This is a genomic window from Paeniglutamicibacter sp. ORCA_105, assembly GCF_045798545.1.
GTDB classification, from domain to species: domain Bacteria; phylum Actinomycetota; class Actinomycetes; order Actinomycetales; family Micrococcaceae; genus Paeniglutamicibacter; species Paeniglutamicibacter sulfureus.
On record NZ_JBIXLM010000011.1, the window covers coordinates 1 to 12,871 of the forward strand.

At 68.1% G+C, this 12,871-nt stretch carries 11 protein-coding genes; 2 read left to right on the forward strand and 9 right to left on the reverse strand.

From position 1 onward, the window contains the following. Positions 1-80: 80 nt before the first annotated feature. A complete protein-coding gene (locus ACIPUB_RS07345; protein ID WP_407606788.1) occupies positions 81-719 on the reverse strand; it encodes an HD domain-containing protein in 639 nt (212 codons plus the stop codon). Positions 720-831: 112 nt separating this feature from the next. On the opposite strand from ACIPUB_RS07345, the gene ACIPUB_RS07350 reads away from it, so the two are divergent. Continuing rightward, the gene (locus ACIPUB_RS07350) at positions 832-1,857 is read left to right on the forward strand and encodes a GlxA family transcriptional regulator (RefSeq protein ID WP_407606789.1); all 1,026 of its coding nucleotides are present in this window, start codon (positions 832-834) and stop codon (positions 1,855-1,857) included. 508 nt (positions 1,858-2,365) lie between these two features. On the opposite strand, the gene ACIPUB_RS07355 is transcribed toward ACIPUB_RS07350, so the two are convergent. Then, complete coding sequence (locus tag ACIPUB_RS07355; RefSeq protein ID WP_407606790.1) at positions 2,366-2,890, reverse strand: GNAT family N-acetyltransferase; 525 nt, start codon at positions 2,888-2,890, stop codon at positions 2,366-2,368. 359 nt (positions 2,891-3,249) lie between these two features. On the opposite strand from ACIPUB_RS07355, the gene ACIPUB_RS07360 reads away from it, so the two are divergent. Then, positions 3,250-4,038, forward strand: a complete 789-nt coding sequence (locus ACIPUB_RS07360; RefSeq protein WP_407606791.1) for a glucosamine-6-phosphate deaminase — start codon at positions 3,250-3,252, stop codon at positions 4,036-4,038. Positions 4,039-4,140: 102 nt separating this feature from the next. On the opposite strand, the gene ACIPUB_RS07365 is transcribed toward ACIPUB_RS07360, so the two are convergent. The 7 genes from ACIPUB_RS07365 to ACIPUB_RS07395 all read right to left on the reverse strand — a co-directional run bounded on the left by ACIPUB_RS07365 (position 4,141) and on the right by ACIPUB_RS07395 (position 12,778). Further along, the gene (locus ACIPUB_RS07365; protein WP_407606792.1) at positions 4,141-5,178 is read right to left on the reverse strand and encodes an inositol monophosphatase family protein; all 1,038 of its coding nucleotides are present in this window, start codon (positions 5,176-5,178) and stop codon (positions 4,141-4,143) included. A 136-nt stretch (positions 5,179-5,314) separates the two neighbouring features. Further along, complete coding sequence (gene ligA / locus ACIPUB_RS07370; RefSeq protein WP_407606793.1) at positions 5,315-7,660, reverse strand: NAD-dependent DNA ligase LigA; 2,346 nt, start codon at positions 7,658-7,660, stop codon at positions 5,315-5,317. A gap of 84 nt (positions 7,661-7,744) precedes the next feature. Further along, positions 7,745-8,833 (reverse strand): hypothetical protein, encoded by a 1,089-nt coding sequence (locus tag ACIPUB_RS07375; protein ID WP_407606794.1) that lies wholly within the window; start codon positions 8,831-8,833, stop codon positions 7,745-7,747. Next, positions 8,834-10,117 (reverse strand): adenylate/guanylate cyclase domain-containing protein, encoded by a 1,284-nt coding sequence (locus tag ACIPUB_RS07380; protein WP_407606795.1) that lies wholly within the window; start codon positions 10,115-10,117, stop codon positions 8,834-8,836. Then, on the reverse strand, positions 10,110-10,724 hold the full coding sequence (locus ACIPUB_RS07385; protein ID WP_407606796.1) for a hypothetical protein: 615 nt from the start codon (positions 10,722-10,724) through the stop codon (positions 10,110-10,112). The genes ACIPUB_RS07380 and ACIPUB_RS07385 overlap by 8 nt, the downstream gene beginning before the upstream one ends. Positions 10,725-10,869: 145 nt before the next feature. Next, complete coding sequence (locus ACIPUB_RS07390) at positions 10,870-11,820, reverse strand: biotin--[acetyl-CoA-carboxylase] ligase (protein ID WP_407606797.1); 951 nt, start codon at positions 11,818-11,820, stop codon at positions 10,870-10,872. A gap of 97 nt (positions 11,821-11,917) precedes the next feature. Next, a complete protein-coding gene (locus ACIPUB_RS07395; protein ID WP_407606798.1) occupies positions 11,918-12,778 on the reverse strand; it encodes an SDR family oxidoreductase in 861 nt (286 codons plus the stop codon). Positions 12,779-12,871 lie beyond the last annotated feature (93 nt).

Here is a 12,871-nt window from a genome sequence, read left to right on the forward strand (position 1 = left end):
GCCCCCCCCCCGGGCGCCCCCCGGGGGGGGGGGGCCCCGCCACGTTCCCCGACCGCGTGGACCGGATGTCCTGCGTCGGCTTACTCGGGCCAGGCCGATCCCTGGATGACCTCAACGAAGTCGCCACGCTTGAACCCCGGGACAAAGTGGGCCAGCACGTCGGCCTTCACGTTGCCGAAGGTCGTGTCGGGCCGGTCCTTGAGACCGTTGGTGAAGGCTGCCAAGATCTGGTTTTTGAAGTCGGGGCGCGGGTGTGCTGCTACGACTGCATTGCGCTGCTCGTCAGTGATGGCGTCGTAGCCGATGCCCAGCACGTCGAGCTCGACACCGCGGGTGACCAACGCGATCTCTGGTGCCATGTGCAGCGGGATTTCCGGGGTGGTGTGCAGGGCGATGCCCGACCACACCTTGTCGGCGGCCTCGCCGGTGATGCCGTAGTCCCCCAGGAAGCGGCGTGCCTCGTCGGCTGCGTCGATCTCGAAGCGCTGGTCCGTCCGGGCGAACTTGTCCGTGAGTCCGAGGTCGTGGAACATCGCCCCGATGTACAGCAGCTCGGGATCGTAGTCGAGCCCTTGTTCCAGGCCGCGCAGCGCTCCGAAGACAAACACTCGTCGGGAATGGTTGTACACGAGCTCGGTGGCCACCTCGCGCAAGAGCTCGGTGGCGTCGCGGGCCATCTTGCTGTCGGGGATCCGGATACCTGCGATGGTTTCGGTCATGAGTGCTTTCCGCCTTCTAAAACTCGTTTTGCCAATGGTGCTTCTTCCATCCTGCCCGAGCGGGCTATGCTGGCGACATGTCTTTATTGCCTAGTTTCCCTCGATTTCGGACATGAGTCTTCGAATCGGCATGATGGTCTTCGACGGCATGACGATGCTTGATGCGAGCGGGCCAGCCGAAGTGTTCAATCTCGCCGACCCCGAACGGCAGCACTATGAGGTCGTATGCATCTCGCCCGCAGGAGGTCCGGTGGTTTCCTCCTCGGGGCTGGAGCTCTCGCGGACGATCCCTGCCGTCGATGCCGGAGCGTTGGACACTTTACTTGTTGTCGGAGGGGCATCCCTCCCGCACGGCGGGGTGCCCCCGGATCTCCTGAATGCCGTGGAATCCCTCGCTCCCGGCACGCGACGGGTCGCCTCGGTGTGCACCGGGGCGTTCGTCCTGGCGGAGCTGGGATACCTCAATGACCGTCGGGCGACGACCCATTGGCGCCATGCACATACCCTGGCGGCACGGTATCCACGCATCACCGTCGAACCGGACGTCATCCACATCCGGGACGGACGCTACCTGACCTCGGCGGGAATCAGTGCCGGCATCGACCTCACTCTGGCCATGGTCGAAGAGGACCTCGGCGTCCAGACCGCCCGGGAGACTGCCCGCGAACTGGTGGTGTTCATGCACCGCCCCGGTGGCCAGACGCAGTTCTCAACCGCACTGACCACCCCGCCGGTACAGACCGGCAAGTTGCGGAGTATCATGGACTCGATCCTGGTCAATCCGGCTTACGAACACACCGTTGCCTCGATGGGAGCATCTGCAGGGGTGAGCGTGCGCCACCTGAACCGGATGTTCCAAGCCGAAGCCGGCACGACGCCGGCACGCTGGCTCGAACGGGTGCGCGTCGATGCGGCCCAGTCGCTCATCCTTGATGGCCACCCCATCACCCTCGTGGCACAGCTGAGCGGATTCGGCAGCGACGAGACGCTGCGGCGGGCTTTCGCCCGGCAACTCGACACAACGCCAACCAGCTTCCGGGACCGCTTTGCCACAACTAGGAAGGCCCGTGCAGTCACCGGCGGCCCCTCCACCCATGACAGCTCGTCAGCACGGCCCGGACCTGGCGCGAAACCTTGACGAGACTCTTCCCACCGGGCGGTCTTGGGTTCCACCCAGGCATCCGGCGGACCACTATGCGCCCGGGGACGGGTTCGGCCTTCTTCCGGGAGGCAAACGCGGTGAGGTCGATTTCGGCGAACCATCAGATGACCAGCAGAATCCCGCTCGCCCCCCTTGGATATGGACACGATGATAGGGGATGCCTTCCAAGGCTGTGGGCGGGATCTGGGCGATGGCTCGCTTCATGGCCGGGTCCGTGCACACCGTCACCGATGCTCCGGCGCCCGTTGCCAGGTCGGCTGATATCGGGCCGTGGCCGTGGTGGGCGGAATCGAAACGACACAGCACCTTCGCCCCGGATTGGCAATTTCCGTGGGAGCACCGGGCCTCGAAAACGAAGCTTCCTGGCGCACTTTAGAGAAACCAACGTACTTCCCCCAGGCTTCAGATACCTTCCTTCGAAAACAGCAAAAACCCCGCCGAAAAGCTTCGACGAGGCTCTCTGCAGTAAAAACCAAAAGCGCTTTTAGAGTGTAAGCGTGTAGACGACCAGCACGATCTCGGTGTTCGGGACGTACCAGTCGCGCTCGGCGGCATGCACGAAGCCGTCGGCCTCGTAGAGCGCGCGGGCGGCAGCCCAGTGGCCGCCGGTGGTCAGCGAGACGGTGTGCACGTCCTCGATCTCGCGGGCACGGGCGATGACGGCGCCCAGCAGGGCGCGGCCGGCACCCGAACGCTGCACGGCAGGATCCACCACCAGCATGCGGAATTCCAGCTCGCCGTCGAGGGCGATGTCCGCGTACTCGGTGCCTTCGCGCACCAGAGTGACTGACCCGATGACGACGCCGTCGCGCACGGCGACGAGGATCTCGGAGACGGCATGGCGCGCGGCAACCTGCTGCACGAACTGCAGGTACTCGTGGTCAGGGTTCTCAAAGTGCCCGGCGTGCAGGTAGGAGTCCACGGTGATCCGCGCAATGTGCGGGTAGTCGGATTCGGTGGCCGGCCGTATCAACAGGGTGCTGGAAGGTGCGAGCGTTGCTGTAGTCATTGCCTCCAAGTGTGACATCCCCGGGGCCCGGGGCTTCAGGGCGCAGGACACATGTAGCCAACTTCACTCCCCCGCCGGCCCACACGGCCACGCTGGCTGTCCGGCCCCTGGACCTTGGCCGCCCGCTATGGCCGGCACCATGCCGCCGGGCAAATGCAACCGCAATCGGTTTAGGGGTCGGACAAGGGATCGGACTACGCTGTCCCTTATGCCGTGGCACCGCCGCGGCAGCAACCGTTGGACACCTTGGGGCCTTCCAACGGTCCGCGCCCGGGATCCGCCGTGGTTTCACCGGCCGCCCCCGGACGTTGCCCCGCGACACCAGCAGGGCCTTCCTGCACCAGCGCAAAGGAACACACATGGAAGTACTGATCGCCACCACCGCCGAGGAAGCCGCCACGTTCGCCGCCGAGGCGGTGCTCGACGGGCTGCGAAGCCGCAGCAGCGGGGACAACGTCCTGGGCGTTGCCACCGGTTCCACCCCGCTGGGTCTCTACGCCGAGCTGGCCAAGGCCGTGAAGCGCGGCGAGGCCGACTTCGGCACGACCACGGCCTTCGCGCTGGATGAGTACGTCGGCCTGGAGGGCACCCACGAGCAGTCCTACCGCCAGACCCTGGTCACCGAGCTGTGCAACGTGATCGGCCTGCCGGAATCCAGGCTCAACACCCCCGACGGGTACGGCGAATCCGAGGCGCAGATCCGTGCGCAGGCAGCAGCCTATGATGCTGCCATCATCGAGGCGGGCGTCGACGTGCAGATCCTGGGCATCGGCACCAACGGCCACATCGGCTTCAATGAACCGGGCTCCTCGCTGCGCAGCCGCACGCGCATCAAGCGCCTGTCAGCGCAGACCCGCGTGGACAACGCCCGCTTCTTCGAGGGCCCGGACGCGGTCCCCACTCACTCGGTGACCCAGGGTCTGGGCACCATCCTCGAGGCCCGTCGCATGGTGCTGGTCGCCACCGGCAGCAAGAAGGCGGCCGCGATTGCCGCCGCCCTCGAGGGTCCGCTGTCCGCCGCCTGCCCCGGCTCGGTGCTGCAGTTGCATCCGGACGCAGTGGTGGTGCTCGACGAGGCAGCCGCCGCCGGGCTGAAGAACCGCAGCTACTACGACGATTCGGCCGCCGGGCTGCAGTTCGGCATCTAGCCCGAAGCGGTTTCTCCCCTCTCCTCGCTGGGGGGGCGCCGACGAAGCCCGCCGCCGCCGTGGTCCATCCACAGCCGCGGCGGGCTTTTGCATCACTGCCGGCTACTTCGCCGCGGGCGCTCCGGATGCCGGTTGATCGGCCGCAGGCACGTCACCCAAGGATGATTCGGCGGGCAACGCGTCGAAGTCCAGGTATCCGGCTGCCTGCCACCCCGGATTGGTCCGTGGGCGCAGCACCGGCAGCCCGGCCTCTGCGGCAATCAGGGCGCCTGCCGCCCAGTCGAATTCCTGGGTGCCGTACTCCGCGTAGGCATCGAGCGTGCCGTCGGCCACCAGGCACAAATCCAGCGCGGCAGAGCCGATGCGGCGGACATTGGCGAAGCCCGGCATCAGCCCCAGCAGCGCACCGACCTGGAACTGCCGACGGTCAGCGTCGTAGCCGAAGCCCGTGGCCAGCAGCCGACCTGCCTCCGCCTTGTCACCGCCCTGCAACCGCTGCGCCCGGGTGGCGCTGCCCCCGCGACGGGCATCGGACCCTGCCTCCAGCACCGAGTCGATGAGCCATGCCCCGTCACCGGCGGCTGCGTAGTACTCGACGCCCAGCGCCGGTGCGTTGATGGAGGCTGCAAGCCAGCCGTGGGTTCCCGCATCCATGGCGGCGGCATCGGCGGCCAGCGTGTTGCCCTCGGGCGTCGCGGTGGACGAGCGTGCGGAGGTGGCGGAGGCGGCGGCCTCGTCGAGTGGCCCGAACACCGCCACCGAGGTGCAGTAGTAGACAATGCCGCGCACGAAGTTGGCGGTGCCGTCCAGCGGGTCGATCGACCAGCGGTAGCCGGAGGGCTCCGCCGGGACGGTGCGCCCGTACTCCTCGCCGGTGATCGCGTCGTTGGGGCGCGCCGCGGCGATCACGTCGCGCACCGCCATTTCGGCCCGGCGGTCGAAGTCGGTGACCCAGTCCCCCGCGGCGCTCTTGGTGTCTGCAGCCACCTTGCCGCGGCCCCGCTCGGCCAACACCGCGGCGCCGGCCGCCGCAGCCTCGCGCGCCACGGCCAACAGCTCGCGGCCCAACGCCGCGGCCCGGTCCACAGGCGATTCGGCGGCACCCTGTGCCGATTGCAGGTGCTTCGGGTTCGTGCTCATGTGCTGCTCCTTGGTGGCTTGGGGGGCCGTGCTTGATGGCCGTGGGACCGGTCGTCGCCTTCCGGGCGGCAAGGTTCCTTGCCGTGGTGAATGTCGGTACGCGCAGGGGATCCAGGCGCCGGATCCCCCTGCGCGTCTAGGCCTCGGGGCTGGGGCGCCCCTGAACCGCGTCGGGCCCGCCGTCCAGCAGCAGCTTGAAGCCTTCCTCGTCGAGTACCTGCACGCCCAGGGCGATCGCCTTGTCCAGCTTGGACCCGGCAGCCTCGCCTGCAACCAGATAGGCAGTGTTCTTGGAGACCGACCCGGCGGCCTTGCCGCCGCGGATGATGATCGCTTCCTTGGCCGCGTCCCGGCTGTAGGTCGGCAGCGTGCCGGTGACCACGATGCTCATCCCCTCCAGGTGCTTGACGATGGACGTATCTTGCTCGTCCTTCATCAACACCCCCGCCGCCTTCCAGGCCGCAATGATGTCCCGGTGCCAGGCCACGGAGAACCACTCGATCAGTGCGTCGGCGATGATCGCGCCGACCCCGTCGACCTCGGCCAGCGCCTCACGGGAACCCTCGGCCTCAAGCGCCTCGATGATCTTCTCCATCGACCCGTACCGGGTGGCCAGCGAACGCGAGGCGGTGGGCCCCACGTGCCGGATGGACAATCCGACCAGCACCCGCCACAGGGGTTGGGTCTTGGCCTTTTCCAACTCGTCGAAGAGCTTTTTGGTGGTCACGGTCGGGCCCGAGGGCTTCTTGGCGGTTGCCTTGGAGTAGAAGTACGGAACCAGCTGGAATTTCCCGGTGCCCTCGCCCTTGGAGCGGATTTCTCGCCAGACGTGTACCTCTGCCAATTTCTCGCGCAGCGTGGAATCCGGGTTGCCCGCGGCCAAATCGAAGATGGCTGCCTCGTTGCGCAACGGGCCGGGGCCGGCCGGGGCGATGACCCCGCCGTTCTCGGCCGGATCCCCACCCGGGCCGATGGTCAGCGCCTGGGCTGCCTCATAGCCCAGCGCCTCGATGTCGAATGCGCCGCGCCCTCCCAGGTGGGCGACGCGTTCGGTCAGCTGCACCGGGCAGGATTCGGCGTTGGGGCAGCGGATGTCCACGTCGCCCTCCTTGGCCGGGGCCAGCGGCGTCCCGCAGGAGGGGCAAGTGGTGGGCATGAAGAATTCACGTTCGCTTCCCGTCCGCAGCGCCACGACGGGTCCGACGATTTCCGGGATCACGTCCCCGGCCTTGCGCAGGATCACGGTGTCCCCGATGAGCACGCCCTTGGCCTTGACGACGTCCTGGTTGTGCAACGTCGCAAAGCTGACGGTGGACCCGGCGACCAGCACCGGTTCCATCACCGCGTAGGGAGTCACTCGCCCGGTGCGGCCCACCTGCACCCGGATGTCGATCAACTTGGTGTTGACCTCTTCGGGCGGGTACTTGTAGGCCACTGCCCAGCGCGGGACGCGGGAGGTGAAGCCCAGGTTGCGCTGGATCTCGAACGCGTCGGTCTTCACCACGATTCCGTCGATCTCGTGCAGCAAGTCGTGGCGGTGCTCCCCGTTCTCCGCGATGAAGGCGAGCACCTCGTCCAGGGTGTCGACGACCTTGGAGTACGGCGAGACAGGCAGGCCCCAGGAGGCCATGAGCTCGTAGGTCTCCGACTGCGTGGCGGCGTCCAGGCCCGTCCGGACCCCCAGCCCGTGCACGAACATCTTCAACGGCCGCTTGGCCGTTTCCTTCGCATCCTTTTGCCGGATGGATCCCGCGGCGGCGTTGCGCGGGTTGGCCAGCGGCGCCTTGCCGGCCTCGATGAGCGCCGCGTTGTAGGCGGCGAAGTCGGCCGAGGGGATGAAGATCTCGCCGCGCACCTCGACCTCGGTGGGCCAGTTCTCCCCCACCAGCTGCGTGGGGATGTCCTTGATGGTAAGCACGTTGTGGGTGACGTCCTCCCCGGTGGTGCCGTCCCCGCGCGTGGCGGCACGCACCAGCTTTCCGTCGCGGTAGAGCAGGTTCACGGCAAGGCCATCGATCTTGACCTCGCAGAGCCACTTGAGTTCGTGGCCGGAGGCCCGCAGTGCGGCGTTCCCCGCGGTTTTTTCGCCCCACGCGGTGACCTCCTCGAGCGAGAACACGTCCTCGAGGGAGTACATGCGCGAGAGGTGCACCACCGGTGCGAAGGCCGCGGAGACCTCCCCGCCGACTTCTTGGGTGGGCGAGTCGTTCGCGACGATGGCAGGGTTCTGCGCCTCTAAGCGTTGGAGGCGCGAGTAGAGTTCGTCGAATTCCGCGTCACTGATCAGCGGGGCATCGTCGTTGTAGTACGCGGCACGGTGCTTGCGCACCTCGTCGATGAGCTGTAAGTATTCGACGCGCAGGGCCTCGTCCGGGACCACGGCCTCTGCCTCGAGTGCCTCGGCCAGGGCCGCGGTGTCCTCGGTCGGGCGGGTGTCAACGGGCTGGCTCTGGGCGGGCTGCGGGGTCGGCTCTTGGGGCATCACCCCTCCATTTTGCCCCAAACCACCCCCGGGTGCGTGTCCGGGCGCGGTGGGCGCGTGGCGCGCCGCTCCGGCGGTGCGCGATTACGCCCCGGGTGCCTCGATGTCGATGATGACCACCGAGATGTTGTCCCGGCCGCCGCTGGCCAGGGCGGCGTCGATAAGCCTGCCCACTGCCTCGGTGCGGTCGGGGGTCTGGGCCAGCAGCTCTTCCATGACCTCGTGCTCGACCTCGCCGGTGAGCCCGTCGGTGCACAGCAGGTAGCGGTCCCCGGGGCGCGGCAGGTGGAACTGGGTGTCCGGCACGGAGTTTCCGCCGGCCCCCAGCGCCCGGGTGATCAGGTTGCGCTGCGGGTGGATGCGCGCCTCGGCCTCTGAGATGATGCCGCCGTCGATGAGTTCCTGGACCGCCGAGTGGTCGCGGGTCAGCTGGGTCAGCACGCCGTCGCGCAATCGATAACCGCGCGAGTCGCCCACGTTCAGCAGCATCAGCCGCACCGGGTCCCCGGCAGTCCCGCCGGGCACGCCGCCGTCGGCGCCGGGGATCGGGGTGACCTTGGCCGAGGTCCCGGCGATCGTCATCGCCGCGGAACCCTTCGGTGCCGCGGGCACCGCGCCGGCCTTCGCGCGCGGCAGCACGTCGGTGGTGGGTTCGGGATCGGCCCGGTGGCCGGCCCCCTGGTCGGCGTCGCCGGATTCCAGGGTGCTGCCCAGGTAGCGCGCTTCCCCCACCGCGGGCAGCGGCAGGCGCGGTGCATGGGCCGAGGGTGGCACGGCGGGCAATTGCGCGGTGACCGGCGGGCCCGCCGGCTCCCCCGGCCATGCCCCGCCTTCCTCCTCGACGCGGACCAGGGCCAGCGCGCACAGGGTGGTGCCGCCGCGGGCGCCGGTGGCCTTGCGGATGCGGGCATCGGCGGCGGTGACCACGGCCAGGACGTCCCGGGCACGGGGCAGCTCGTCCGGGATATCCCCGGTGACGCCGGATCCGGCGGCGATTTCGTTCAGCGTCTCGATGCCGAGGCGGGAGGCCAGGTCGCCGGCCTCGTGCCCGCCCATGCCGTCGGCCACGGCAAATACGGTTCCGGCTTCCAGCACGCTGTCCTCGTTGACGGCGCGGCGCAGCCCGATGTCTGTTGCCGCCGCGGCACGCACCTGCCCGAATCCGTAGCCCATCTAGTCCAGCACCAGACCCGATCCGGTGCCAGGTGCCAGGCGGACCGGGGTCAGGTCCCCGAAGCCGCGGATGGCGGTGACTTCCTGGGGCTCGAGCACGAACCTGTCGTCCCCGGCCAGGGTGGAGGCGGTGAGCTCGTCGGTGAGCACCGTGCCGGGCTCGGCCAGCGAGGTCAGCCGGGCGGCAAGGTTGACCGTCGGCCCGTAGATGTCGCCCAGACGGGAGAGGACACGGCCCCAGACCACGGCAACGCGCGTGTTGGGCAGCAGCTCGTCGGCGGCGAACTCCCTGGACATCGCCAGGGAGATCTGCGCGCCGGCCTGCGGCGTCTCGGCCACAAAAAGCACCTCGTCGCCGACCGTCTTGACCAGCCGGCCACCGCCGATGGAGATGATCTCGGCGCACTTGGATTCAAAGCGCTGCACCAGCTGGGCCAGCGTTCGTTCGTTCATCCGGCGCGAGAGCGCAGTGTAGGAGACCAGGTCGGCGAAGCCGACGGCGCGTGCCAGCGGCAGCGGGGCGTCGTCCTCGGAACCGTCGCGGCCCTCGGCGGAGGCCGCCAGGCCGGTCTCGGCGCGTAGCACCAGCCGGTGCACGGCCGCGTTCAGCTGCCGCCGCCAGGAATAGACCAGCAAGTCCTCGAGCGGCTCGATGATCTCCGGCAGCAGGTTCACCAGGTTGCGGCGGGCCTCGGGGTCGCTCATCTTCTGGTTCTGCACCATGTCCTCGACCAGCGCCTCGACCTGCCAGACCACCATGCGGTCGGTCATCTGGCCGACGGACCGGGTCAGCGAGATCGCCGTTTCCTCGGTCAGTACTCCCTCGCGGACCATCTCAAGGATGGATTTGAGCGCTTCCTGGTCGACGGTGGTGAAGAAGACCTCTTCGTCGCCCAGGTTCGGGAAGCCCAGGGCGCGCCAAATCTTGCGGGCTGAAAGCAGCGAGACGCCTGCCCCGGCGGCCATTTCGCGTCGGCGCATGGTGCGATCGGCACCGAGCAGCCTGCGCTCCAGGTCGCGGACCGCGTCGCGGGCGGGCCCGGGCGTGGTCCGGCCGACCTGCTCGGGTCGTTTCATGGCCTCGACCAGGTCCCCGAGAGGGTCGGCGAGCGCCGGTGCCAGCTCCACTGCCGGCGCGGGCTCCGGATGCAGCGCGCCGTTGGCCTCAGGCGCCGGTGCGTCCGGGACATCGGAGGGGTGGCGTTGGGCCTGTGCACGTGCCGCGTCGCGGGCAGCGGTGGGCGCGACGGGTTGGGTTCCCGTCGCCGGCGACCGCTCACTCATGCTCAGTCCATTCTCTTTGTTGCTGCTCTGGGTAGTGCGATTCGTTCATTGGCCTCGTTGGCGGGTCCCCGTCAACGCGTTCTTCCATGTTTACACCATCAACCCGTGGGAAGTTCGGCAGGGCCGTGATGGCCGCGATGCAGTAATTGCGCATGCGGGCCACGGCCGGGACGTGCGGGATGTTGAAGCGTTGCTCGGCCAACACGACGGACAGCGTCCCGGGGGCGTTCTCCGGCGCGTTGGGCCTTACCACCGCAACAATATCGTGGATTGCGTACAACCCGATGGAATGTTGCCCGGCGGCCCGGCGTCCGCGCTTGGTGACGATGCGTTCGCTGGTCAGGTAGGTGTAGGTATTGGCCCAGCGGATCCAGGGCCGCAGGCACCAGATGACCAGCAGGGCGCCGGACACCACGGCCAGCAACGCCGCCAACAACGGCCGTCCCTCTTGGACCCATGGGGGCAGGTCGTTGCGAAGCAGCAGGCCCAGCAGGTAGCAGGCACCCGCCAGCAGGAGCAGGAAGCGGAGGAACGGGCCGCGCAGCACGCGCCGGTGGGCGCGGGTCTTGACGATGACTCGCTCGCGTTTCTCCAATGTCAACTTCACGTCCCGGCTCCTTCAACCCACACACCGGTTGTGCGTGCCGGTCTTGCTCCTTCAATGGTAGAGCCAGTGCACCCACGCTTTGGGTGGGCAGCCGCAAATCGTTGCGTGATCTGCCCTGCACGGCCCCTGGTTCCCGGCCCGACTGCTAGGCGTAGGAGCCGTCGCTGCGCCGCAGGTGGTAGACGTCCCCGGCCAGCACGCTGTGCACCTTGCCACCGGCTTCGCGCACGCTCAGGGAGCCTTCGGCATCCAGGTCGATGGCCGTGCCGCGCAACACCGTGCCGTTGGGCAGGTGCGCGTCGACTTCGTGCCCGATCGTCACCATGACCGAGCGCACCAGCTCGCGCAGCGTCATGGGTTCCGGGGAGTTGGCGGCGGCTGGGGCCTGAGGTGCCGCCTGCGCATACGCCGCGCGCGTCGCGGCATTGCCGCCGACCCCTTCGAAGGTCCGGAACAGGTGCACCACCCGGCGCAGGTAGCCGCCCAGCAACTCTGTCCGGTCAAAGGTGCCGGCCCCCAGCGTCGCCAGGCTGGCGGCGGTGTCCACCGGAAGCTCGTCGGCGGTGAGGGACACGTTGAGGCCTGCGCCGACGACGACCACCGGGCCTTGGGCCGTCATGACCAATTGCGCCAGCACGCCGCAGACCTTCCGGCCGCCGGCGACCACGTCGTTGGGCCATTTCAGGCCCGCTGCCATCCCTGCATCCTCCCGCAACGTCTGCACCATGGCGGTGGAGCACAGCATCGACAGCCAGGCCAGCCCCGATTGCTGGAATCCGGGTGCCGGGCGGAAGTAGATGCTGGTGGCCAGCGCACTGCGCGCCGGTGTTTGCCAGCCGCGCCCCAGCCTCCCGTGGCCGGCCTTTTGGTGTTCGGTGGTTTCCACGCTCAGGTTCGCCAGCGGGGCGTTGTGGGCACGCGCCGCGAGGTCGTCGTTGGTCGACCCCGTTTGTTCACTGATCCACAGCTCCCCTGCGCCCAGCTCTCCCATGATCCGGCGCAGCGTTGCCGCGTCCAGCGCCGCACGCCCATCTTCGGACGCGCCCGCGGAGGCGTCGGGTTCGGAGGTATGGCCGGGGTTCGGTTCAATGCTCATCCCCCAAGACTATCGACTCCCGCCGCCCCAGCCCGGTGCCCCGAACCACTCGGAGCCCGTCGACGGCCTCCCCCGGCAGCCAAGGCCGGATGCGGTCTTACAGGAAGATGTCGGGGACCAGGTCGGCTTCGGCGGCACCCATGGAATAGCCGGAGAAGTCGCTGACGCCCGCCGCGGCCAGTACTTCCTCGTCGGTGAAGAAGTTGCCGCTGCAGGCGCGGGCGTCACTGGTGAGGATCGCATGGGCTGCGTCGGCGACGATGCGCGCCGAGCGCGCGGCGCTGGCCATTTGGGCGCCGTGGGGCATGTTGCGGATCGCGGCGGTGTCGATCAGCGTGGCGGGCCACAACGAATTCACCCCGATGCCGGTGTCGCGAAGTTCCTCGGCCAGGCCCAAGGTCGTCATGCTCATCCCGTACTTGGCCATGGTGTAGGCAAGGTGCCGCCCCGCCCACTGCGGCGCCAGGTTCAAGGGTGGGGAGAGCGTGAGGATGTGCCCGTTTTCGCTGGCCCGTAAGTGTGGAAGTGCCATCTTGGAGAGCAGGAAGGTGCCGCGTACATTGATGTCCATCATCAGGTCGTACTTCTTCATCGACACCTCCTCGGTCTTCGACAGGTCGATGGCCGAGGCATTGTTGACCACCACGTCGATCCCGCCGAACCGCTCCTGTGTTTGGGTGACGGCCGCAATCACGTCCTCGTCGTTGCGCACGTCCCCCACGATGGCCAGGGATTGCCCGCCGGCGGCGGTGATTTCCTGCGCCGCGGTGAACACCGTGCCTTCGAGGTTCACCTGCGCGGTGGCGGTCTTGGCCATGATGGCCACATTCGCCCCGTCGGCCGCGGCACGCAGCGCGATGGCCAGCCCAATACCTCGGCTGCCTCCGCTCATGAGAATGGTCTTGCCCTTCAGGGGCTTGGCGTTGGCGGCGATGGCAGTGCGGGTCGATTCACTCATGTGAGCCACATTACGTGAAGTGTCGCCGGGAAAGCTACTCACGAGTAACTTAATTTATGGACGACTTGGCCCCCAACACGTCGCGATTTTGTA